Source organism: Desulfuromonas sp. AOP6, from assembly GCF_009731355.2.
Classification (GTDB): Bacteria; Desulfobacterota; Desulfuromonadia; order Desulfuromonadales; family SZUA-540; genus SZUA-540.
Genome location: NZ_AP022810.1, coordinates 2,115,333 through 2,137,678, shown reverse-complemented (window position 1 = coordinate 2,137,678; position 22,346 = coordinate 2,115,333). Strand labels below are relative to the sequence as shown.

The 22,346-nt window shown below is 56.0% G+C and carries 20 protein-coding genes and 1 tRNA gene; 11 read left to right on the top strand and 10 right to left on the bottom strand.

What is annotated here, in order from left to right:
* Positions 1-9 precede the first annotated feature (9 nt).
* From AOP6_RS10020 to AOP6_RS09990, 7 genes are all read left to right on the top strand, one after another.
* Positions 10-1,104 (top strand): Xaa-Pro peptidase family protein, encoded by a 1,095-nt coding sequence (locus AOP6_RS10020; RefSeq protein WP_155876599.1) that lies wholly within the window; start codon positions 10-12, stop codon positions 1,102-1,104.
* A 64-nt stretch (positions 1,105-1,168) separates the two neighbouring features.
* Positions 1,169-1,651: an acetyl-CoA carboxylase biotin carboxyl carrier protein gene (accB, locus tag AOP6_RS10015; RefSeq protein WP_155876598.1), complete on the top strand. Its 483-nt coding sequence runs from the start codon at positions 1,169-1,171 to the stop codon at positions 1,649-1,651.
* 85 nt (positions 1,652-1,736) lie between these two features.
* Positions 1,737-3,074, top strand: coding sequence for an acetyl-CoA carboxylase biotin carboxylase subunit (accC, locus tag AOP6_RS10010; RefSeq protein WP_155876597.1), 1,338 nt, complete (start codon positions 1,737-1,739; stop codon positions 3,072-3,074).
* Positions 3,075-3,177: 103 nt separating this feature from the next.
* Positions 3,178-3,978 carry a biotin/lipoate A/B protein ligase family protein gene (locus AOP6_RS10005; RefSeq protein ID WP_155876596.1) on the top strand — a complete coding sequence of 267 codons (801 nt, stop codon included), beginning with the start codon at positions 3,178-3,180 and terminating at the stop codon, positions 3,976-3,978.
* Positions 3,979-4,023: 45 nt separating this feature from the next.
* Positions 4,024-4,425: a hypothetical protein gene (locus AOP6_RS10000; RefSeq protein WP_155876595.1), complete on the top strand. Its 402-nt coding sequence runs from the start codon at positions 4,024-4,026 to the stop codon at positions 4,423-4,425.
* 17 nt (positions 4,426-4,442) lie between these two features.
* Complete coding sequence (locus AOP6_RS09995) at positions 4,443-5,924, top strand: TolC family protein (RefSeq protein WP_213194551.1); 1,482 nt, start codon at positions 4,443-4,445, stop codon at positions 5,922-5,924.
* Positions 5,921-6,751, top strand: coding sequence for a menaquinone biosynthesis protein (locus AOP6_RS09990; RefSeq protein WP_155876593.1), 831 nt, complete (start codon positions 5,921-5,923; stop codon positions 6,749-6,751). The genes AOP6_RS09995 and AOP6_RS09990 overlap by 4 nt, the downstream gene beginning before the upstream one ends.
* 6 nt (positions 6,752-6,757) lie before the next feature.
* On the opposite strand, the gene AOP6_RS09985 is transcribed toward AOP6_RS09990, so the two are convergent.
* Positions 6,758-7,198: an NUDIX hydrolase gene (locus tag AOP6_RS09985; RefSeq protein ID WP_155876592.1), complete on the bottom strand. Its 441-nt coding sequence runs from the start codon at positions 7,196-7,198 to the stop codon at positions 6,758-6,760.
* 92 nt (positions 7,199-7,290) lie between these two features.
* Here AOP6_RS09985 and AOP6_RS09980 point away from each other — a divergent pair.
* The 4 genes from AOP6_RS09980 (at position 7,291) to AOP6_RS09965 (ending at position 12,983) form a co-directional block, all read left to right on the top strand.
* Positions 7,291-7,377: transfer RNA gene (locus AOP6_RS09980), tRNA-Leu, on the top strand.
* Between the two features lie 147 nt (positions 7,378-7,524).
* Entirely contained in the window at positions 7,525-9,225 is a 1,701-nt protein-coding gene (locus AOP6_RS09975) for a potassium channel protein (protein WP_155876591.1), read from the top strand.
* Between the two features lie 57 nt (positions 9,226-9,282).
* Positions 9,283-10,518, top strand: coding sequence for an exonuclease SbcCD subunit D (locus AOP6_RS09970; RefSeq protein WP_155876590.1), 1,236 nt, complete (start codon positions 9,283-9,285; stop codon positions 10,516-10,518).
* A 26-nt stretch (positions 10,519-10,544) separates the two neighbouring features.
* Complete coding sequence (locus AOP6_RS09965; protein WP_155876589.1) at positions 10,545-12,983, top strand: SMC family ATPase; 2,439 nt, start codon at positions 10,545-10,547, stop codon at positions 12,981-12,983.
* Between the two features lie 31 nt (positions 12,984-13,014).
* Here the strand turns inward: AOP6_RS09965 and AOP6_RS09960 are convergent, their stop codons facing one another.
* From AOP6_RS09960 to AOP6_RS09920, 9 genes are read right to left on the bottom strand one after another with little or no spacing between them, the layout of a single operon-like run.
* Positions 13,015-14,496: a PAS domain-containing sensor histidine kinase gene (locus tag AOP6_RS09960; RefSeq protein WP_155876588.1), complete on the bottom strand. Its 1,482-nt coding sequence runs from the start codon at positions 14,494-14,496 to the stop codon at positions 13,015-13,017.
* Between the two features lie 53 nt (positions 14,497-14,549).
* Positions 14,550-14,957 (bottom strand): prepilin-type N-terminal cleavage/methylation domain-containing protein, encoded by a 408-nt coding sequence (locus AOP6_RS09955; RefSeq protein ID WP_155876587.1) that lies wholly within the window; start codon positions 14,955-14,957, stop codon positions 14,550-14,552.
* 6 nt (positions 14,958-14,963) lie between these two features.
* On the bottom strand, positions 14,964-15,452 hold the full coding sequence (locus AOP6_RS09950) for a type II secretion system protein (protein ID WP_155876586.1): 489 nt from the start codon (positions 15,450-15,452) through the stop codon (positions 14,964-14,966).
* 6 nt (positions 15,453-15,458) lie between these two features.
* A complete protein-coding gene (locus tag AOP6_RS09945; RefSeq protein ID WP_213194549.1) occupies positions 15,459-17,813 on the bottom strand; it encodes a secretin N-terminal domain-containing protein in 2,355 nt (784 codons plus the stop codon).
* Positions 17,814-17,836: 23 nt separating this feature from the next.
* Positions 17,837-18,562, bottom strand: a complete 726-nt coding sequence (locus tag AOP6_RS09940; RefSeq protein WP_155876584.1) for a hypothetical protein — start codon at positions 18,560-18,562, stop codon at positions 17,837-17,839.
* Positions 18,559-19,134, bottom strand: a complete 576-nt coding sequence (gene pilO / locus AOP6_RS09935; RefSeq protein ID WP_155876583.1) for a type 4a pilus biogenesis protein PilO — start codon at positions 19,132-19,134, stop codon at positions 18,559-18,561. The genes AOP6_RS09940 and pilO overlap by 4 nt, the downstream gene beginning before the upstream one ends.
* Position 19,135: 1 nt before the next feature.
* On the bottom strand, positions 19,136-19,696 hold the full coding sequence (locus tag AOP6_RS09930; protein WP_155876582.1) for a PilN domain-containing protein: 561 nt from the start codon (positions 19,694-19,696) through the stop codon (positions 19,136-19,138).
* Between the two features lie 8 nt (positions 19,697-19,704).
* On the bottom strand, positions 19,705-20,610 hold the full coding sequence (locus tag AOP6_RS09925) for a hypothetical protein (RefSeq protein WP_155876581.1): 906 nt from the start codon (positions 20,608-20,610) through the stop codon (positions 19,705-19,707).
* Complete coding sequence (locus AOP6_RS09920) at positions 20,607-22,340, bottom strand: GspE/PulE family protein (protein ID WP_155876580.1); 1,734 nt, start codon at positions 22,338-22,340, stop codon at positions 20,607-20,609. The genes AOP6_RS09925 and AOP6_RS09920 overlap by 4 nt, the downstream gene beginning before the upstream one ends.
* Positions 22,341-22,346: the final 6 nt, after the last annotated feature.

Sequence of the window (22,346 nt, the reverse complement as noted above, 5' to 3'; positions counted from 1 at the left end):
AAGCCCGTTATGGTAAAAGACAGAACCGCCTTCGTACAGGCTATTTTGGCGGAGCATAAACTGGACGCTTTGCTCTTTACCGGACTGGCCAATATCCGCTATCTCTCTGGGTTTACCGGATCGGACGGAGCCTTGATCCTTACTCGGGGGAAAACGTGTTTTCTTACCGATTCTCGTTATACCTCGCAGGCCCGTCAGCAGGTGGAGACGGGAGATGTCCTGGAATACCGGCTTAAGGCCGAAGGAGTGACATCCTTCCTTCTGTCGGAAGGATGCCTTCGGGTCGGCTTTGAAGCGGAGTCGATGACCTGCGCTGAAATTCAGCGCCTCAAGGAAAGCAACCTCTCTCTGGACTGGATTCCTCTCGGAAAAGAGCTCAGAGATTTGCGAACGATCAAGCAGGATGAAGAGGTCGCTTTCATCGAAAAAGCAGCCGTTATTGCTTCTGAAGCGTTTTTTGAGGTGCTGCCCCAGATAAGGCCAGGAGTTTCCGAAAGGGATATTGCCCTGGCTCTTGAATTTGCCATGCGGCGGCTGGGAGGGGAGGACAGATCGTTTGATCTGATTGTCGCCTCCGGCATCCGCGGGGCATTGCCCCATGGAGTCGCTTCGGATAAGGCAATCGCTGAGGGCGATCTTGTTACCATCGATTTTGGCACGCGTCTGGCTGGATATCACTCCGACGAAACGGTTACGCTTGCCGTCGGTGAGGTCTCGTCCAGGTTGCGAAATATTTATGACATTGTTCTGGAAGCGCACGACAGGGCCATGCAGATGGTGCGTCCCGGTGTGCGACTGCAGGATGTTGACGCAGCAGCCCGTGAGCACATCCTGGCCCATGGTTATGGTGATTTTTTCGGGCACGGCCTCGGGCACGGCGTCGGTTTGCAGGTTCATGAGGCGCCCACCCTGTCGGCGCGAAGTGATGACGTGGCCACGGCAGGGATGGTTTTTACGATCGAACCGGGCGTATATATCCCTGGGACCGGGGGGGTGCGCATCGAGGATATGGTGCTGGTGACCAGGGATGGTTATCGGGTTCTTACTAAAATACCAAAAAACTTTACGGCTCTCCCCGGTGGAAGGGCAGACCGACTTTCATGATGCAGGGACACGCTCCCTAGGTGGTTCGTCCCTTTGTGTAAAGAAAAATAACAGGAGGATATAAATGGATATCAAAGATCTCAAAACATTGATCAAGATGGTTACCGAAACGGATATCACCGAATTCGAAATGGAGAACACGGAAGAAAAAATCTCCATCCGTCGTGGCACAACCCAGGAGATCGTGCATGTGGCCGCTCCAGCGCAAATGGCTGCTCCTGCCGTAGCTGCCGCTCCTGTCATGCAAGCTCCAGCCGCCCCCGCTCCTGCAGCGGCGCCCGCTGCCGGGACGGCCCTCGGTGAGCGCCAGGAAATCATCAATTCCCCTATTGTCGGCACTTTCTATCGGGCGCCTTCGCCTGAATCAGCCTCTTATGTCGAGGTTGGTTCCGTGGTTGAAAAAGGCCAGGTCTTCTGCATTGTGGAAGCGATGAAGCTGATGAACGAGATCGAAGCGGACTTCAAGTGCAAGGTCATCGAAATTCTTAAAGAAAATGCCCAGCCCGTGGAATTCGGTGATCCTCTCTTCGTGGTCGAGAAGCTCTGATTGGGGAAAGACGCTCCGAAGTCAGCCTGCACCTCGCTTGCTGACCCTTTCGGACTATCGAAGCATTCATAGGAGTAGATAATCCATGTTTCACAAGATCCTGATCGCAAACCGCGGAGAGATCGCTCTGCGCATCATTCGCGCCTGCAAGGAAATGGGGATCAAAACCGTTGCGGTACACTCGACGGCTGACCATGAGGCCCTGCATGTCAAAATGGCCGACGAGAGCATCTGCATTGGCCCCGCTCCCAGCTCGGAAAGCTATCTCAACATGCAGGCTATTATCAGCGCTGCCGAAGTGACCGATGCCGAGGCAATCCATCCCGGCTACGGCTTTTTGTCTGAGAATGCCGAATTCGCCGAGATCTGCGCCAATTGCGGCATTACTTTCATCGGACCGACTCCTGAAAACATGCGGCGCATGGGGGATAAGATTCGGGCACGGCAGACGGTAACCGAGGCTGGGGTTCCCATTCTCCCTGGCACCAAAGAAGGCGTCTTCTCTGTTGAAGAGGCCAAGCGCATCGCCGAAGAGATCGGTTATCCCGTCATTATCAAGGCGACTGCCGGTGGTGGTGGCCGCGGCATGAAGGTGGTTCATTCACCGGCTTCTTTGGGCAATGCCTTCGCGGCCGCCCGTTCCGAGGCCCAGGCCGGCTTTGGCAACCCTGATGTCTACATTGAAAAGTTCTGTGAAAAGCCGCGCCACGTTGAAATCCAGATTATGGCTGACAAGCATGGCAACGTTATTCATCTCGGTGAGCGTGACTGCTCGATCCAGCGTCGTCACCAGAAGCTGGTCGAAGAGGCCCCCTGCCCGGTGCTGAGCCCCGACATCCGTAAAAAGATGGGAGAGTGTGCCGTGGCGGCAGCTAAGGCGGTCAACTATACCAGTGTCGGTACCATGGAGTTCCTCCTTGACCAGGATGGTAAGTTTTATTTCATGGAGATGAATACCCGCGTGCAGGTAGAGCATCCCGTTACCGAGATGATCACCGGCATCGACATTATCAAGGAACAGATCCGTTCGGCCTACGGGATCCCCCTGCGCTACAAGCAATCCGATGTGAAATTCCACGGTCATGCCATCGAGTGCCGAATCAACGCCGAAGATCCCGTGAAATTCACGCCGTCTCCCGGCAAGATCGATGGCTATCACACTCCTGGTGGTCTTGGCGTGCGGGTGGACAGCGCCGTTTATGACAAGTATACGGTTCTTCCCCACTACGATTCGATGATTGCCAAGCTCATCGTACACGCAGATACCCGCGAAGAAGCCATCCAGCGCATGTCGCGCGCCCTGGACGAATATATTATCGAGGGCATCCGTACTTCCATCTCCTTGCATCAGAGGATCATGGCCAACAAGGACTTTATAGAAGGCAAGGTCGATACCGGATTCATGGAACGACTGTTCTTCTAGCAGACGGGAAAAGTCAGGAGTCTTCCTGGCTTTTTCTCTTTGGGGGGTGCGCTTGGTTTCGTGGCGGCTTCTGCAGACCGGGCCGCTTTCAGGCCCGCTTAATATGGCTCTGGATGAGGCCCTGTGGCATGCTGTCCGCTCTGGCCAGTCGCCTCCAGTACTCAGGCTCTATCGCTGGCAGCCGGCGACAGTGAGTCTGGGGTATGCACAGAGAACAAACCTGGCCGTTAACCTGGCGGCCTGTGCCGAACTGGGAATTCAGATCGTGCGGCGCATGACAGGAGGAAGGGCGGTGCTGCATGACCGGGAGGTCACCTACGCGGTCGTTTCTCCCGACCGCACGCCCCTTTTCCCGGCCGGACTTTTGTCCAGTTACAGGATTATTGCGGATATCGTTGGGCAGACCCTCAGGGCCTGCGGGCTCGATGTCCAGTTGTGCCCCGGGCAGCCTGCCCAAAAAAGATTCGAAGCGCCCCCAGAAAGCGCCTGCTTTACCGCCGTGTCTCATTATGAGTTGACGTGTCGGGGATGTAAAATTGCTGGAAGCTCTCAGAAAAGAGGGGAGGGGGTTTTTCTTCAGCATGGCTCGATTCCTGTCGATCTGGATCTGGATATTCTCTATCGAGTCTTGACTCCTGGCGTGGAGGCCTGTGAAGGGCAGGGGGTGTCAGCCTACGGTCATAAGATAGGCTGGGTCAATCGCTGGCTTGATCATCCTCTCACGGTTGATATGCTTGAGCTACAACTGATTGAGACCTTTGCCCGCTGCCTTAAGATTACACTGCTGCCGGATGAGGTCACCTCATCCGAGTGGACTTTGGCCCAACAGCTTGCGTCGGCCCGGTACCTGAACCCGGACTGGACTTTCAAGGAATCTGCACAGCATCCCCTAAGTGGTCATTGAGCCACGGTATCTGCTGAAAATCGTCTATGTCGAAAGGAGACCATAATGAAACGTCTGTGGCTGTCCGTTTTTATCGCCCTGGGTGCTCTGATTCTGCTGGGCATGGGAGGCGGTCCGCAGGGTTCGGTTCCCGAACCTGACGAAAATTATACTGTCAGTCTGCAGGATCGCAGCGGCACAAGGTCGGGGGTATCCCAGTTTTCCATGGATGGAAACACGTACTTCGAGGGATGGTTGGGTGACGGCAAGGTGACGGTTTTTTTCCGGAACCTCAAATCGGTCGAATTTGGCGATATCAGTGGGGAAAATGTTCACACTCTACTGGCCCTGAAAACGGGAGAAACTCTTAAAGTCACCAGCCGAAAAAGGGCCATGTTCTATGGGAAAACCTCCTACGGTAACTACCAGATTCGCGCCAGCGACATCGCCCGTATCGATTTTCAATGAGAAGCTTTTGTTTTCTTTTGATAGCACTGGTCGTTTTCCAGGAGGATGCTTGGGCAGAACCCCCCATTTCTCTTGATTTGGCGCAGGCACAACGTCTCGTCATCGAACGTAATCTCGATCTCAAGGCGCAGCAGCTCCAACATCGGGCCAGCCGCGCGTTGGAGCTGAAGGGATTCGGCCTCTACGATCCCCACGCTGAACTCTCCTTCAGCGAAGGACAAGGGCAAGAGCCCCTCAACCTTTTCTATACCCCTTCGGTCAGGGGGGCGGAAAGTCGTTATCGGCAGCTGTCCTTTTCTCTCCTGCAGAAGCTTCCCAGTGGAGCCGATGTCGGGCTGGTCTATGCTTCCCGTCGACAGGATGACGATCCGGCTGGCGCCATCAACCCGGCCTATACCAGCGAGGTGGCGCTGACCTTACGCCAACCTCTCCTGAAAAACTTTGGGGTACTGCCTACCGAACAGGCTATTATTTTTGCTGCCAAGGAACGTGAAACTTCCCTCGAAGATCTACTGTCCAAAGCTTCCGTGCTCGTAGCCCAGGTGCGCGATACCTATTTTCAGGCCTTGGGTCTGCGCGAAACTCTGTTGACGCGTGAGGCTTCCGTATTGCTTGCGCGCCAGGTTCTGGAGGAGAATAAGGCCCGTGTTAAGGCTGAGGTCTTGCCGCGGCATGAGATCCTGGAAGCTGAGGTTGGCCTTAATGTCCGCGAAAGAGAACTTTTGGAGGCGCAGCAGGCCTATCGCGATGCCTTGGACGCATTGACTGTTCTATTGGCCGCCGATGCTCCACCCGTATTGGGGGAAACCACCATGGCGGTCCCTGTCTTTGCCGTTGATGAAGAAAAGGGCTACCAGCAGGCCTTGCTCCGGCGTCCGGAAATTCAGCGCCACCGCCGCCAGCTCGAAAAACTTGAGCTCGAAAACAGCCTGGCGAGAAATCAGCAACTTCCCGCTGTCGATCTGGTGGCCAGCTACGGATACAAAGGGTTGGGGGATGGTTACGCCGACAGCCACGAGGAAACGGCTTCGGGAGATTTTGAAAACTGGGAGGTTGGCTTAACCCTTTCGTATCCGCTGGGCAATCGTGCCGCCCGCTACGAAGTGCGCAAAAGCGCCCTGCTGCGTAAAAGCCAGGAGGCTCTGCTAGCCCAGAAGAAGCAGGAAGTTCGCCGTGAGATTCGGCAGGCTGTACTCACCTTGGAAGTCAGTCGAAAGAGAATCGAGGTTACCGAACTCGGCAAGGCTCTCGCCGAAGAAAAACTGCATATCCTTCTTAAGCGCAAAGAGGTCGGGCTTGCCACCACCCGTGACGTATTAGAGGGCGAAGAAGACCTTTCACGGGCCCGCACCGAGCATACCCTTGCCTTGGTTGACTATAACCGAAGCGCAACGGAATACCTGCGGGTCACAGGGCTACTCCTTGAAAGCCAGGGCATCTTTGTGTCAGACCCAGAGAATCCTCTCTCACCTGATCCCGTTTTGCGAACGAGTCCATGACAGTGCTGAATATCGGTCATATCCACTACATAAATTGTGTCCCATTTTTTCACTTCCTGCCCTCAACGCTGGAAGGATATCCGGCCCGCGTCGTGCAGGGAGTCCCCTCCCGCCTCAACACCATGCTTCACGAAGGTGATATCGACGTCAGTCCTTCCTCATCATTTGAGTATGCCCGCAACTGGCGTCAGTACCTGTTGCTGCCGGAACATTCCATCAGCTCTTTCGGCGATGTTCAGAGCGTCCTGCTTTTTTCGCGCAGAAAACTGGATGAATTAAAAGACGAGGTATTTTACCTGACCGGAGAATCGGCCACCTCCATCAACCTGCTCCAGGTTCTCCTGCAGGAATATCTGGGTTGCGAAAACTTCAGAAGCACCGTGCCTGATCGTCCCGTTGAAGAGCTGATAGCCGAGGGAAAGACCGCTCTCCTGATCGGAGACCGGGCGCTGCGGGCTGCCCGCAACCGCCCCGAAGGCCAGCAGATCTACGATCTGGGCGGTTTGTGGAAGCGTTTCAGCGGATTGCCTTTCGTTTTTGCGCTATGGATTCTGCGCCGCGATGCGGCAGAAAAAAAGGGGGAAGCCCTGCGCGCCCTCAGACGCCAACTGGCACACTCCCGGGCGCGAGCCATGGAAAACCTGGATGAACTGGCTGCGGATACTCCGGAAAAAGAGTGGATGGGAGAGCAGGGATTGGTAGATTACTGGCAGAGCATGTCCTATGACCTAGGCGAAGAGCATCTTCGCGGGGTGCGTCACTTCTTCCATCTCTGCGCAAAATATGGCCTGCTTACGGAAGAACCCGAAATCCACTTCTTTGACTGACAGCAATCACAATGACCTCTCCCGGTAGTCCTGCACGATCCTGGCGTGATCGAAGCACAGGGGCTGCGGAAGATTTTCCAGTTCGAACCAGCGGGCGTCGGCGGCGTCGTCGCCGCTGACCAAGGGGCCTTCCCCTGTGGCTGTAAAGACAAAAGAGATGGTGTGCTGACGCGGATCCCTCGCGGGGTCTGAATAGGCTCCGAACTGGTTCAGCTCCGTCAGCGACAGCCCCGTTTCTTCCTGAACCTCCCGCATGGCGGCCGCCTCCAGTGATTCACCATAGTCGACGAACCCACCCGGCAGCGCCCAACCCAGCGGCGGGTTCTTGCGTTCGACCAGTACGATAGCATTCCCACGGCGGATAATGATATCCACGGTGGGAACGGGATTGCGATAGACGGTAACAGCCTCGCCGCACCGGGGACATTTCAATATTTTGGGGGACACACGGCCTCCTTTGAAAGTTAATCAGTGCCCGCAATATACCATGTTTTCAGTTGACACTTCCCCGTCAAATTGATTAGTTTTAGCGCTGCATTGCCCGGGTGGCGGAACTGGCAGACGCAAGGGACTTAAAATCCCTCGGCCTTATGGCTGTACGGGTTCGATTCCCGTCCCGGGCACCATCTCAACACTCTGCTTTATGACGTTTAAAAAGCCCTCAGAAAATGAGGGCTTTTGTCTTTTTTACTCCCTTTGTTTGCTCAGGTGTTTATGACCTGCTATAAAATGGTGAACTTGGCAGATCCTTTTTTCAAGACAGGTGAGGTGGAATGAAAACAATCGCGTCGGAGCTTGCCTATTTTCTTCGCGGCAGAGTGGTCAAAAACATTAAATATCTGGTCTATTACTGTATTTTTCTGGCCGGAATGATTTTTCTTTATGCCGTTCTGTTCCGCTACTTCATGTGGCATCTGGAAGGGCGCGAGTTTTCGCTGATTGCCGGGATTTACTGGTCCATTACGGTGATGACGACCCTGGGATTCGGGGACATTACCTTTCACAGCGATCCGGGCTATATTTTTGCCGCGGTGGTGACGGTGTCGGGGGTGGTCTTTCTGTTGATCATCCTCCCATTCACCCTGGTCAGTCTCTTTCTGGCGCCCTGGATTGAATATCGATTGAGTCATCGTCCGGAGGTTGAACTGCCGCCGGAAACTTCTGGTCATGTCCTGATCTTCGGTGTCGATTCAGTTACCAGAAATCTGATTCGAAGGCTGAAAATTCGGCAGATTCCCTTTGCGGTGGTAACCGCAGATGCCAACGAAGGACTGAATCTCGAGGACAGCGGCGTGAAAGTCGTTGTCGGCTCTCCGACGGACCCGGAAGTGCTGCAGGGAGTACGGGTGTCCGAGGCGCGTTATCTTATCGCCAACCTCAGCGACTCCGAAAATGTGAATCTCTGTCTGACAGCGCGCTCCCTTTGCGAAACTCCCATTGTCGCCCTGGTTTCGGAAGCGGAGCATGGGGATCTGCTGCACCTGGCCGGGGCTAATCAGGTTATTCCCCTGCACAAAATTCTGGGGAACTACTTGGCCACGCGCGCCACGACCAAAGGGGCCATGGCCCATATCATCGACAGCTTCGGCAAGCTCGTTATTGCCGAAATCCCTGTGCATGGCACGCCTTTTTCCGGCTTGTCCCTTTCCGAATCCCTGATCCGCCAGCATACCGGACTGGCCGTGATAGGCCTGTGGGAACGTGGCAACTTGACCCTTCCTACCGCCGATACCTTGCTGAAGGATGACGCGTTGATGGTGCTGGCCGGAACCAGGGAGCAGCTCGAATCCCTGGAAAAGCTGACGGGTGAACAGGCGGATGAGGATCTGATTTTTATCCTCGGCCATGGCCGCGTCGGTTGTGCCGCCGCCAGTTTCCTCGACCGCAAGCCGGTGCCGTTCATCCTGGTCGACCGCCAGGAAAATCCCTACTGTGAAGAACACATCCCCATTTATGGCGATGCGACGGTCCGCCATCTGCTGAAAAAAAGCGGCATTGATAAAGCTCGTGGTCTGATCGTGACCACCAACGACGACAATACCAACATCTTTCTCACTCTGGCCAGCCGGCACGCACAATCCCATATCCGCATCGTGGCGCGGGCCACTGCCGATGAAAACGTGGCACAGCTCTATGCGGCCGGCGCCGATTTCGTCGTGTCAAGCGCCTCCGTGGGAGGAAGCATTCTGCTGAATATTATTGAATCAAAAACCTCTGTTTTTCTCACGGAAGGAATCAATATTTTTCGCCGTTCTATACCGGCAGTGCTGGTGGGCAAATCCATTGCCAGCTCCAATATTCGAGAAAAGACGGGGTGCTCCATTGTCGCCCTTGAAAGTCACGGAGAGGCGGATCCTGTCGTCGTGCCCTCGCCGGAGACTGTTCTGAAGAAAGACGATGCTTTGATTCTCATCGGCTCCCCCATGCAGGAAGAAGTCTTCAGCAAGTTCTACCCTAAAAATCCCAAAAACTGAAGGTTCCAAGCTACCCCCTCAGTTTTTCGCCTCTCGGTTGCAAGGACTTGATTGCTTATGCGTTTCATTCACACGGCGGATATCCATTTAGGAAAAACCTACCGCAACTCTGCTGGTGAGGAGGAGCGTTATGACGACTTTTTCACCGCACTGGCGACCATCGCTCACGATGCCGTGCACGAACAGGTCGATGCCGTGCTCATCGCCGGCGATCTCTTTCATGTCGGGCAGATACTGCCGCGCACCTTTGCCAAAACCATCGAAACCTTGCAGCCACTGAAAGATGCCAAAATCCCCTGTGTCGCTATCGAGGGGAATCACGACTGGATTCATCGCCGTGACAATATTTCCTGGATGGAGGCCCTGTCGCACATGGGATATATCCGGCTGCTGCGTCCCTCGCGAACCGCTGAAGGCGACTATCGTTTTGATCCTTTCGATGGGGCTACGGGCATGGGCGGGCATCTTTGTATCGGTGGCGTCAATGTCTATGGTCTGGGGTATATCGGTGCGCAGGCGGGTGCTCATGTCGAGCGCATCGTCAAGGCTGTCACGACGGATAATAATCTGCTCCTTTTTCACGTCGGCATCTGGAAGTATTCTCCCGTCGAAATCGGCAACATGAAGCTGGAAGAAGCGTATCCGCTGGCGGACAGATTCGGCTACGTCGCTCTTGGGCACGGGCATAAGCCGTATGTCATCCAATCGTCCGAGGGGAAGCCCTATGCTTTCAATCCCGGATCTCCGGAGCGGGTTAACTTTGGTGAAGAGAAGTACGACAAGGGCTACTATCTCGTCACTTTCGAAAAGGGCGAGTTTGCCGCCGAATTCAGAAACACGTCGCCACGTCCCATGTTTGTCGAGACGATCGATCTTCATGGGGCCGAGAGTGCCGATCAGGCCCTCACCCTTTTTCGCGCACAGGTAGCGGCCAAGGTCAATGCCTCCACGGACAAGCGCCACCCGCTGCTTGAATTGAAACTGGTCGGCCGCGTCGGCTTTCACCCCTTTGAGCTTGGCCGCGAGCGGTTGAAGGTGGCGCTGGAAGATCTGATCGACCCACTGCATGTCGAGATCAAGAATCATCTCTCCCTGGTCAGCAGTGCCGGGGAGGTGGAGTCAGCCAAAAAGAGCCTCGAAGAGATCGAGCTGGAGGTACTGCACGAACTGATCGGAGCCGGCAGCGATTATCAGGGCCGCGAGGAGGAACTCGTGAGGCTCGCGGTCCGTTTGCGCGAGGCCGTGAAAAAAGGCGATGTCGATGGCGATGACTTGCTGGCATTGCTGGATTGATTCCAGAGAAACGAACAGGTGGGCCTATGCAGATACTTTCCATCCATCTCAAGAATATCAAGTCCCACCGCGATACCGAGCTGACCTTTTCGCCGGGAATCAATGTGCTCTCCGGCCCCAACGGGGTCGGTAAAAGCACCATTTTCGAGGCGATCGGTTATGCCCTGTTCGGGGTCGATGCCCAGAGCTTTGTCGGCAATATCGAGCGTTTTGTCACTATCGGCGCCAAGCGGGGTGAAATTGCGGTGGTCTTTCAGGTAGCGGCCGCTGAGCGCTATCGGGTCAGTCGAACGGTCGCCACCCCCTCCAAATGGCTGCTGGCCAAGGAGGCCGGTGGCGTCTTCGAGGTCGAGGAGCATAAGGACGCCAAAGAGACCGAGGCGCGCCTGAAGGAGTTGCTCGGGCTTGACGGAGGTCGTTCGCTGGCCGAGCAGTTCGAGTTGGTGATCGGTCCCTTTCAGCACGAATTCCTCGGACCTTTCGTCATCAAACAGCCAGCCAAACGCCGCGACAAGTTCGATGAAATTCTCGGTATCGATGCCTGGCGCAAGACCTTCAACGAGACCAAGGTGCTGACCGCCGCCATCAAAGCGAAGGTGGATTCCCTTGAAAGCGCCATGGGGCCTCTTCAGAACCAAGTGGCCGAGTTGCCGGTTAAGAAGAAAGAACACCGGGAGGCCACCAAGGCGCTTTCGCAGGTCGAAGTGGATCTTGCCGCACAGCAGCAGCGACTCAAGGATCTGGAGACACGACTGCTTGAGGTGGATCAGCGCGAAAAGAGGATCAAGGAACTGGAAAGGGAAGTTGACGGTCTCAAAGTGCGGATCAGTAATGGCAATGAGCTGATTGGCAAGCAGAAACTGCTGGTCGATGAAGCGGTGAATGCCTGCAAGGTTATTGAGGAGACCACCCCGGGCAAGAAGGCCTATGAACAGGCCGAGGCCAGTTTGGCCACGCTGCGTGAGCAGGTCAAGGTGCAGCGTCGGCTTGAACAGGAAAAAGCCGAGCTCAGCACTCGGGTCGGCATTTTGGAAGAGCGCTTCAAGGTCGAGTCACGCGCCATCGAAAAAACCCGGGAAGACTTGGCGGCTGAAGAAAAGACACTTGCCCAGACTCGTGAGGCCTTGGCGCTGGATGAAAGACAACAGGCTTTGGCTGCGGGCCTGCCGGAGATCCGCCTGCGTCTTGAGAGGGTGCGCCAGCAGCTCGGACAACTAGAAGGGCGCCGCGCTGGACTGACGGAAGGAAGTGAAAAACTCGCCGAAGGGATCTGCCCTTTTTTTCAGGAGCCCTGTCTCAATCTGGCTGAAAAGCCGGCGGATGACGTCTTTTCAGCCAGATTTTCCGAATTGGATAAAGAGCGACAGCGACTTCTGCATAAAATTCAACAATTCGAGCAGGAAGAGAACGTGGCAAGCCGGGCCAGCGATCACATCAAGGCTGTTGCTGTCAAATTCGAAGGGTTGGAGGCTCAGCTTGCCAGCCTTGTTTCGCGTCGCGAGGCCAATGAGCGCCGCGCCGAAGGCCTGGCCCAACTGCAAAAGGAGCGGGCCTCAGCACAGCATCAACTGGAAGAAAAGCTGAAAGCTTTGGAGGGCTTCCGCAGCTTGCAGGGTGACATTGAGGCAGCCGAAAAGGAGAAGGCCAGACACCAGCAGGCTCGTGACCTTTATGTCGCCAATCAGCAGCAGGCCGCCGAGCTGGTTGGACGTCGTTCCGAACTTGAAAAATTCGAAAACCTTCTGAAACAATTACACGAGGCCTTGACAGGAATGGAAACGGTCCACAGGCAGGCGGGCCAGGAATACGACGCCGCCGCGCATGAGGCGCTCCGCCGGCAAAAAGACGAGCTTTGGGGGGGCGTCAATGTGCTCGGCCAGCAGGTTAAAGGTTTGATTGCCGACGTATCCCGTCTGGCCGCCGAGGTCGACAAGCTCACGCAGATAGAAAAGGATATTGCCTCCAAGCAGGAGCAGATCAGGGTGTACAGGGAGAAGGACGACCTCGTCAGGTTCCTGCGTAACCGGGTATTTCGCAATGTCTCGGGCTATCTGTCCGAGCGCTTCCGCGAGGAAATCAGCCAACGGGCCAACCGCATCTACCGGATCATCGCGGAATCCGATGAGGAATTGGCCTGGGGCGAGAATTACCAGATCGTGCTGCGCGACATGGTCGACGGCCAACTGCGTGAAAGGGCGGATGACCAGCTCTCCGGCGGGCAGACCATGAGCGCCGTGGTGGCCCTGCGGCTGGCCATGCTGCAGACCATCGGCGCCCGCCTGGCCTTTTTCGACGAACCGACCTCCAACCTCGACGTGAACCGCCGTGAAAATCTGGCCCAGGCTTTCAGGGCCATCGATGTTGGCCAGGAAGAAGTGACGGAACACTGGTACGATCAGCTCTTTCTGATCAGTCACGATGTGGCGTTTACCGAGGTGACCGATCAGATTCTGACACTGACCTGATGGCTCTTCAGGCTTCTTGGGGAATACGGCCTCAGGTGGAGGAAGTTAATGGCGACCGTGGCAGGACGAGGGTAACGGTCGTGCCCTCAAGGGGGATGCTCTCTACCTTGATCTGCCCGCGATGCGCCTCGATGATGTGCTTGACCAGACTCATGCCCAAACCCAGGCCACGAACGGTAGGGTCGTCGGGCCTGGCCCGATAGAAAGGCTCGAAGATCCTCTTCACCTCATCCTCCGTCATGCCGATTCCTTCATCCCTGACACTAAGCTTTAGACCGTCCTGAGTCTCCTCGACATTCAGGTGAATGAACGAGCCGGGTTTTGAATATCGGATGGCGTTGCCAAGGATGTTTTCGAGAGCCTGTGTTATCCTTTTTCGGTCTACTTCAAAGACTTCGGCTATATCCTCTGCCATTGTGATGTTAAAGCGGTAGCGGGGAAAGAGGTTGACGTAGGATCGGAAAATATTGTGGAGCATCTCCATGAGATTGACCGACTTCACTTCAATACTGAGGTTCTGGCCCCTTTCGATCCGGCTGAGATCCAACAGTTTATCAATGATTTTGTTCAGGGCTCCGGCCTTGGCGAGAATCTCTTCGATAAATCCCTTCTTCTCTTCCTGGCTGAATTCTTCCGATTCTTCCGCTGTCGCCAGCAGTTCGGCATAGCCGATGACGACGGCCAGGGGCGTCCGCAGTTCATGGGCCGCGATGGAAATGAACTCGGTGCGCAGACGCATCGATTCCTGCAGGGCTTCTTCCGCCAATTTCTGACGGGTAATGTCCCTGACCGATTCGACAACAGAGCTGATCTTCCCATCGGCATCGCGAATAGGGCAGGAGGTTACCTCGAAATGCAGCCGCCCGTCCGTATTCAGTGCCTCGACCTGCCTTTTGTGTATCTTACCGTCCTGCAGTGTTTGGGCTACCAGGCATCCTTCACACACGGTTTCAAGGCCGTGGTAGGCCAGGTAGCAGGGACGCCCCAATTGATCCCCCTGTTTGCGGAGGTGGCTCGGGTTCTGATAGAGGACCCTGTAGTCGGGGCTTATCACGGTCATGCCATCCTCGATGGCGGCAATGACGGCTTCCAGTTTGTTGCGTTCATGGATCAGGCTGGCTTCGTAAGCTTTTCGGCTGCGGATGTCGCGCACGGAGGAGACGAGGTAGTCTTTGTTTTGACATCGAACCATGCGAACGCTGACCTCCACCGGAACTCTCTGTCTGGAACGGGTGCGCTGGTACGTTTCGAAGCGGCGATTTTTCGCTAGGGCCATTTCCTGCCGGAAAGACTGAAATTCGTCCTGAGTGGTTGCGTTTTCAGCATAGTCCCAGAGATGCAGGGAGGTGAGTTGGGCATAATCATACTCAAGCAGGGTACAGGCCTGCTGGTTGGCATAGAGAACCCGGCCGCTTTCAGGGTGGACGATAAAGATGGCGTCGGAAGACTGGTCGATCAGGTCCTTGAAAATGTCAAGATGCGCATTATCGTCTAGAAAATTTTTGTCGGGCATAGAAGTTCCTGTGACGGCAATGAAGGGAGGCACAGGTAAGGCTGGCGTAGTGGTTACCAGTCTTTATAGGGCGTTCCGCCAAGAGAGATAAGGTTGCTGCCGCTGTGCACATCGAAAACCTGGCCTTCAGCGAGTTCTCCGGAGGACGAGAAGGCAGGAGGGGTGGTCACCCAGGTCTCGGCCGAACGGGTGAAAGGGTCGCGGGGGATAGAGCGCAGATATTTTCCCTCCGTGAGGTCTTCAAGGGAATCTGGATAGCGGCCGTTGTCAGCGAAGTAGGCATCGATGGCGCTGCGCATCTGGAAGAGGTCTTCCATCAGTACCGATTCGCGGGCCTTGATCAGACTGTTTTTGTAACTAGGAACCGCGATAGAGAAGAGAATGCCGATGACGGACATGATGATCAGCAGTTCGATCAGGGTGAAGCCGGTCGCTGTTCGATATCGAAAAATAGAATTCATAGCTCTCTACCAGGTGTTGTAGGGGGTGCCGTCCAGGGCGGTCAGGTCACTCTGCGAGTAGACATCATAGATATCGTTTCCGCCCCAGATCGTAGAATCGTGATCGTCCTCGTAAGCTCTTAATCCCCAGCCATCACCATACTTATCGAAGGGGTCGCGGGGGAGGCGGCGGAGATATTTGCGCTTGTAGGGATATAGTCCGCCCCAGTCCGTGCCCTCTAGCAGTATGTCCAGGGATTCCGGGTAGCCTGTTTCACCGACGACGGCAGATATTTTCTTCTGGGCGACGGCCTTGTCATAGTCGGCCTTGTAGTCGTCGATGGCGGTGCGCATCAGCCGCAGGCTGCGGCGCAACTCCAGTTCTTTAGTGCGTTTGACGTTGACCTCGGCAAAAGGGATGACCGCAGAGGCCAGAATGGCCAGGATGGTCACCGCGATGAGCATCTCGATCAGCGTCAGGCCCTGCTGGTTTTTCCACAACCGTCCAACCATCATCAAAAACTATCGAACCTCCAGGAAGAGTTCAGAGGGAAGGACGGCCACGGGCTGGCCCTGCACGTCCTGAAAGTCGATCGTATCAAAATGCAGGAAGGTGTTCCCAGCGTTTTTTGCCTTAAATAAGACCCGGAAAAGCATCCCTTGTCCAGAAGCGCCCTTTCCCCCTTGTTCCTGATTGTGCTCAATGACCAATTGTCCCGCTTCCGGATCTGGCAAGACACTTAAGCGGGTGGCCGTCGCCCCCTGGCGAAGAAAGTCTCCCTCCTCAACACGCACAAAGTCGAGCAGGGCGGGGTCGTAGAGCAGAACCGCCGGGGCGTTGTGCAGATCGGTAACGTTGTTCACCTTCACCTCGACGGGGAATTCTTCACCGGTGTTTACCAGCGACGGCCCGAACAGCAGCAGCAGACTCTCGGCCGGCATGGCCGCTTCCTGCTGGAGTGGCATCGTCTCGGTCGGCACCTCCTCTAACATGGGCTGAGGCTGAGATTCGGGCTGCCCCTCGGGAGAGGGTAGAGGGGTCGCCTTAGGCTCGGGTCGGGCCGAGGGAACGACAGCCTGTGGCGCCTGCTCCACCTCGGCGGCAAACTCGTCAGCAAAGGAACCGAGCATAGGGCCGGCCTTAAGATTGTCCTCGCCACCGGACCAGATAGTGGCCACGCTGGATTTAGGCAGATCGACACTTTGGACGATATGGGGAGTGATCGAGAGGAGGATCTCCCGCTTGGTCTTGGTGTCGGTGTGCCCCGAGATGAGGTCGCCCAGGATGGGAATGGCGCCGATAAAGGGGAAGGTGGTTTTGGTCTTGGAAGTATCGTCCTTGATCAGACCACCAATGATGGTGCGTTGCCCGTCGCTCAGAGTCAGGACCGTCTGGGCGTTGGTGGTAGTGATAACAAGTGGCACTGTTCCACTTGTTGTGCCTTTGAGCGGTGTTGCGTTGCTGAGTTCCAAGGTGATTTTGGTGGTGACCGAGTTATCCAGGTTGATGAGGGGCTCGACGTCGAGCTTGACGCCGGTGTCGACATACTGGATGTTCTCGGAAACTATCCCATTGTCCGTAATGGTTGCTGTTATTATCGGTTCCCGGCTGCCGACATGGACCTTGGCTTTCTGCTTATTCTTGACCCGGATTTTGGGGTTGGCCAGGGTCTCCGAATCGGTCAGCTCCTTTTTAAAGTCGAAGGTGGCGCTGGGGATGGTGTAGAGAAAATCCAGGTTGTTGAAGTTGCGCAGTGTGATCGAATCTGCAATTGTATCGACGCCTTCTTTAGCCAGGCCGCCCTTGATCAGGTAGCTCGTCAGCTTGGGACCAAGGGTGAGGGTGTCATCGTGTGTCACCTCGATCAGTTCCAGGTCAAATATGACTTCGGCATCCGGCCGGTCCGACGCGGAGATAACCTGCTCCGCCAGACGGATAACATCGGGCGTATCGCGGATGACCAGGGCGTTGAGCTCTTCATGGACGTAGATCTTGCGCAGCTGCAGCATGGTGCGCAGCAGGTTGACGGCTTTTTTGGCATCGATGTTGGACAGGTAAAAAGTCTGGATGATCTGCTCTTCGTACTGTTTCAGTTTGTCGCGCGTTTTGGGATAGACGATGAGGGTTTTCGGGTTGAGGACTTTTTTGCCCAGATCGTTCATGGTCAGCAGGAGTTCGAGGGCTTGGGCAAAGGTGGCCTTTTCGAGGAAGAGAGTGACCTTCTGACTGCGAATGTCCTCATCGAAGATGAAGTTGATCCCCGAAAGCCGACTGAGAATGCCGAAAGCGTCCCGAATGTTGGTATCGGAGAAACGCAGCGTCAGGGGTTCGCTGGATGAAACCGCCAATTCAAAGCCATCGATGACGGTCATGCGCAGGGCGGTGATTTCTTCTTGAAGGGACAGGGCCTCCGGATTGTCGGGATGAAGCTGGAGGGCCATATCAATACTCTTGCGCGCCTGCGGCAGACGGCCGGTCTTGAGGAACTGACCGGCTTCCTCGGTGGCCTGGCGGGCTTTGAGGCGCGTCGCGGCCAGTTTCAGTTTCTGGTTAGCCGCTTCCACGCTGGGGTCGAGGGCGGCTGCCTGCTGAAAGGCGCCCATCGCCTCGGCATAGCGTTCTTTCTCCAGATGTTTTTGCCCCTGCTCCATATACCAGAGTCCGGCTTCGGACCGAGCGTTGAACAGTTGCATCCGGTATTCCTGCCGATCTGGATTTTTCTCCACGGCTTCGGCGTATTTGGCTACAGCCTGATTGTAACGCCCTTCTTTCAGGAATTGGTCGCCGTCCCGGAAAGCCTGGCGGCCAGCGCAGCCCCCCAGAAGAAAGGAGGTCAGTACGGTGACGGCGACGGTTTTGTGAATATATTTCATCATAAAGCACCTCTTCTTGACAGGCGTCATTCGGGCATTTTCAGATACGGAACCGAGCCGCTTTCATTGGGAACCTCGGCTGGCGATTCTTGCGGGGTCGGGCTGTCGGGCAAGGTCATCTCAACGGGGTCTGCTGTGGCCGGCAATGACTCACGTAGAGGCGCGGAAACCTTGCGCTTGATCCCCAAGGGTTTCCCCGCGTTTTTATCTGCCAGCGGCAACGTGATCAGACGGTCTTCTCCGGTCATGCGAATATTCAGTTGACGGTCCGTCATGTCGACGACGTTGAATTTTTCTCCCGGACCAAAACGACTGCCGAGCCTGACCAGATACAGTTCGGAACCGAGAGAAAGAAAAACCTGTTTATCTCCGCCTTTTTCCAGTGATCCGAGGACGGTAAAACGAGGCAGGGGCGCCAACGGTTCTTGGACGGGCGGAGGTGGCGGTGGAGATGGCGAGGGAGCCTTCACCTGCGGACGTGTTGCCGGCGTCGGGGCAGGTGCCATCGGCCGATACAATGGGCCGAATAGATCTTTCTTCGGTGCGGGAAACGGCTCTGCGGCAGGGGTCAGTAAATCGAGTTGGACGTGATCGGGATCGGTGGCTGCGCTCGCAGAGAGATGGCTCTTTGCTGCCCTGACGGGGGCTTCCCCCTGGGCTATTTTCTGCTGGCGGGGGTATTGAATAATCGCGTAGGCGATGGAGAGACCAAGCAGGGCAAGCAGGAGCATCAGCAGATTTTTTTTGTTCATCGTGCGCCCTCCGAGGTGAAGTAGGTGGAGAGGCGTATCTGCATCCTTACACTTTCCTGTTGTTTTTCACTGCTCCCACTCAGGGAAAGCTCATGGATGACAATCAGGCGGGGAGAATGTTCCAGAGAGTGGATGAATTTTTTGAGCTGCCGGTAACTTCCTGAAACCGTGAAAGAAAGCGAATAGATCAACAGATTTTCTTCGGGTTTCTCCTCGGGAGCATAGGTGATCTGGTCAATTTCCAGGTCGGCACGGCTGGCCAGAATAGATATGTCGCCGATCAATTCGCTGAATGATTCCTTGTCCGGGATCGCCTCGCGAAAAGACTGCAGCTCCTGCCTGCCGCGGGCCAGGGTATTTTCTGGAGTGGCCGCGTTTGCCCCTTGCTGGCGGACAAGCCTGGCTTCCGCCTGGTTTTTTATCAGTTGCTCCTCAAGGCGCGTCACCTTTGGAGCGATGACCTGGGTTTCCGCGACAAAAAGGGCGATATTGGCCAGCAACAGCACCATTAAAAGGCTTGGCCAGAGTTTATTCTGTTTCCAGGCGGTTAGAATCAGGTGCTCTCTGGCCATATCAGAAGGCTCCCTTGAGTTCGAGGGAAAAATTCAGAGCCTCATGGGCGCGTCCCCCGGCATCCTTGATTTCCACCCGGTTCTGACTGAAGAGGTAGACGTCGGTAAAATGGGGTGAAGCGACGACCCGATCGAGGAAATCCTGCAGAGCCGTCACGTTTTTAGCCACGCCGCTGATTTTGAGAGAGCCATCCTTGAATTGAGGCTGAATAGAGCGGATACGGGTACTGTCCGTGATGACTTCTTCCAGGTGGCCGAGCAGGGCGGTCCACCGGAAACTGTCCTGTCGAAGAATGGTGTTGGCCCAGGCGATTTCCTGTCGCATAGCCGTCAGTTCGTCCGTGGTCTGTTTCGCGTTTTTGTCGTTTTTCAGATAACCCAGGGTTTGCCGGACTTCGGCCAGGTGCTTTTCGGCCTGGCTCTGTCTTGCCTGCAGAGAAAATAGAGTGCGCCCATGGAGAAACAGCAGCAGAAGAAAGAGGGCTATGAGTACGGTGTAAAGCGCATTAAGGCCCCGGCGATTGATATAAGAACGGCTGGCGAGATTGATTTGTGGTTTCATCAAAAGCCTCACATCATGCGTTCGGCAGCGCCGATGGCGGCGGCCAGATCCTGGGGGCGGCTGAGCGCCGAGACGGAACCCATGCGATCGACATGGGGGTCGAGATACATCGGCTCCCGGCCAAAGGCCGAGCGGATAGCGTCGGACAACTCATCCTTGTTCGCCCAGTTGGTGTGCACATAGACCGCGGCCCGGCTGGACTTGGGAAAATCCTTGGCGCAGCCGACCAGGGTTCTGAGGAGTTCCTGGAAGAGGGTTTCGGTGGAAGATTCGATTTCGCGGCTGCGGTGGAAACCGAGATGATGTCCCTGAAAAAATTGCAGGCTCAAGGAGTTCTCTTCGACGTCGACCAGAAAAAAATCTTCCCCCAGATCGAGGCGTGGCCGGTAATAGTTGTAGAGATTCAGGGCGTGAAAGTCGATATGAGCGGGGTTGAAGCCGATCTGCGAGAGGACTTCTTCGTACTGGTTCAGGACGCTTTTGGTTGTAAAGGCTACGGCCAGCCTGTGCCGCCCCCCCTCGGTTTTGCCGGCAAGCTGGTAGTCAAGCTGGATTTCCTTGGGATCAACGGGGAACTGGGCTTTGAGCTGCCAGCGCAGGATATCCCGACCTTCTTCGTGGGAAGCGAAGGCCGTATCCGTATCCGTCAGCAGAAGCCTTCCTGACCCTTCAGGCAGAGACAGGGCGATGCGGTCCTCCCGGCCTGCCAGTGGCGCCAGAGCCTGTTGGATCTTGTTATGAAATGCTCTGGGGTCGAGAATGTTGGGATCGCGCAGGGACGGCTTCAGAATGTCCATCGGCAAGGGGGAGGTGGCCGATCCCGTCAGCAGGGAACCCTTGGCCTGACGGCGCAGAGCGACGGCGCTGATGTGGCCGGCATGCAGGTCCAGTCCCAGATAGGTGCGTCGAATCACGATGGCTCCACCTGTTCGATAAAGGTTACCCGGTTGATTTCAGTCAGACTGGTCAGACCGGCAAAAACTTTTTCCAGTGCCGCTTCCCGCAGAAAGATGGTGCCCGCTTCTCTGGCGGCCTTCTTCAGCTGGGTGACCGGTGCCTTCTGTACGATCAGCTCTCGCAGTTCATCGTTGAGATCGAGCAGCTCGACGATGGCGCTGCGCCCTTTGTAGCCCATGCCGTGGCAGTCTTCGCAGCCGGCTCCTTCGTAGAAGGTGAAATCGCCGTACTGCTCAAAGCTCAGGCCCGACTGCTCAAGGGTTTGACGATCATAGTGCACGGGTTTTTTGCATTTGGGGCAGATGCGTCGCACCAGGCGCTGGGCGGCGACGCAGTTGAGACAGGAGACGAAGTTGTAGGGATCGATACCCATGTGCAGAAAACGGCCGAGTACGTCGAAGACGTTATTGGCATGCACTGTGGTGAAAACCAGATGTCCCGTCAGTGCCGACTGTACGGCGATCTGGGCTGTCTCCGGGTCGCGGATTTCGCCGACCATGATCTTGTCGGGGTCGTGGCGCAGGATGGAGCGCAGGCCGCGGGCGAAGGTCAGTCCTTTCTTCTCGTTGACGGGGATCTGCACCACACCGGAGACCTGGTATTCCACCGGGTCTTCGATGGTGATGATCTTCTCCTGGTCGTTGTTGATTTCAGAGAGGGCGGCATAGAGAGTGGTCGTTTTTCCGCTCCCTGTCGGGCCGGTGACCAGCACCATGCCGTAGGGCTCGCGGATCATGCGGCGCAGACGCTCGATCTCCCGCGGGCTGATGCCCAGGGCCTCCAGGGTCAGTCCCTTGAGGTCGGAGGCGATGGCCTCCTTGTCGAGAATACGGATGACGGCGTCCTCGCCGAAGCTGCTGGGCATGATGGAGACGCGGAAGTCGATGGACTTGCCGCCCAGGCGCACCTTGAAGCGGCCGTCCTGAGGGACGCGGCGCTCGGAGATGTCGAGTTCGCTCATGACTTTGATGCGGGAGATGATCGGACTCTGGAAACGGCTGTCGAGAGGCTCGGTGGCGCGGTAGAGGACGCCGTCGACGCGATACTTGATGATCACGCCTTCGTGGCCGGCTTCGATGTGGATGTCACTGGCCCGCTTGCTCAGGGCATCATAGAGGGTCGAGTCGATCAGGCGGATGATGGGGCTGGTGTCCGCCGTCAGTTTCTCGATGGAGAGGACCTCCTCTCCCTTGTCCGTCTCCTTGATCAGTTGCAGCTTGAAGTCCTCGGACACCTCCTTGAGGACATGCTTGGAGCCCCCGTCCGCGCGCTCAAGAAGGAGATGGATTTTTTCGGCCGGCGCCACCTGCAGTATGAGCGGCCGCCCGAGAATAACTTCGAGATTGTCCAGAGCCGCCACGTCCGTGGGGTCTCCCACGGCCACCACCAGGGCATCCCCCTGCTGCCGCACCGGCAGAAAATTGAAGCGGGCCGGCAGGCCGGAAGGAATGGCGGCATAGAGCTGTGCATCCAGACTGAACTGGCCGGGATCAAGATATTCCATGCGGAACTGGCGGGCCAGCGCCTGGGCGAGCATGTCTTCCTTGAGCATGCCGCGGGCGATGGCTGTTTCGCCGAAACGTCGGGGACTCTCGTTCCTGTCGTCGAGGATCAGATTGACCTCTGAAGGAGTGAGGTTCCCCATCTCCACCAGAATTTCCCCGATCTTTTTACGCTCAAAATTCATCCGCGA

Coding starts and splice junctions, on each gene's coding strand:
- AOP6_RS09945 (WP_213194549.1), bottom strand. CDS start 17,813: ATGATGAAATATATTCACAAAACCGTCGCCGTCACCGTACTGACCTCC.
- AOP6_RS09975 (WP_155876591.1), top strand. CDS start 7,525: ATGAAAACAATCGCGTCGGAGCTTGCCTATTTTCTTCGCGGCAGAGTG.
- AOP6_RS09965 (WP_155876589.1), top strand. CDS start 10,545: ATGCAGATACTTTCCATCCATCTCAAGAATATCAAGTCCCACCGCGAT.
- AOP6_RS09990 (WP_155876593.1), top strand. CDS start 5,921: ATGACAGTGCTGAATATCGGTCATATCCACTACATAAATTGTGTCCCA.
- AOP6_RS09920 (WP_155876580.1), bottom strand. CDS start 22,340: ATGAATTTTGAGCGTAAAAAGATCGGGGAAATTCTGGTGGAGATGGGG.
- AOP6_RS09940 (WP_155876584.1), bottom strand. CDS start 18,562: ATGAACAAAAAAAATCTGCTGATGCTCCTGCTTGCCCTGCTTGGTCTC.
- AOP6_RS10005 (WP_155876596.1), top strand. CDS start 3,178: ATGGCTCTGGATGAGGCCCTGTGGCATGCTGTCCGCTCTGGCCAGTCG.
- AOP6_RS09930 (WP_155876582.1), bottom strand. CDS start 19,696: ATGAAACCACAAATCAATCTCGCCAGCCGTTCTTATATCAATCGCCGG.
- pilO (WP_155876583.1), bottom strand. CDS start 19,134: ATGGCCAGAGAGCACCTGATTCTAACCGCCTGGAAACAGAATAAACTC.
- accB (WP_155876598.1), top strand. CDS start 1,169: ATGGATATCAAAGATCTCAAAACATTGATCAAGATGGTTACCGAAACG.
- AOP6_RS10000 (WP_155876595.1), top strand. CDS start 4,024: ATGAAACGTCTGTGGCTGTCCGTTTTTATCGCCCTGGGTGCTCTGATT.
- AOP6_RS09950 (WP_155876586.1), bottom strand. CDS start 15,452: ATGATGGTTGGACGGTTGTGGAAAAACCAGCAGGGCCTGACGCTGATC.
- AOP6_RS09960 (WP_155876588.1), bottom strand. CDS start 14,496: ATGCCCGACAAAAATTTTCTAGACGATAATGCGCATCTTGACATTTTC.
- AOP6_RS10020 (WP_155876599.1), top strand. CDS start 10: ATGGTAAAAGACAGAACCGCCTTCGTACAGGCTATTTTGGCGGAGCAT.
- AOP6_RS09970 (WP_155876590.1), top strand. CDS start 9,283: ATGCGTTTCATTCACACGGCGGATATCCATTTAGGAAAAACCTACCGC.
- accC (WP_155876597.1), top strand. CDS start 1,737: ATGTTTCACAAGATCCTGATCGCAAACCGCGGAGAGATCGCTCTGCGC.
- AOP6_RS09955 (WP_155876587.1), bottom strand. CDS start 14,957: ATGAATTCTATTTTTCGATATCGAACAGCGACCGGCTTCACCCTGATC.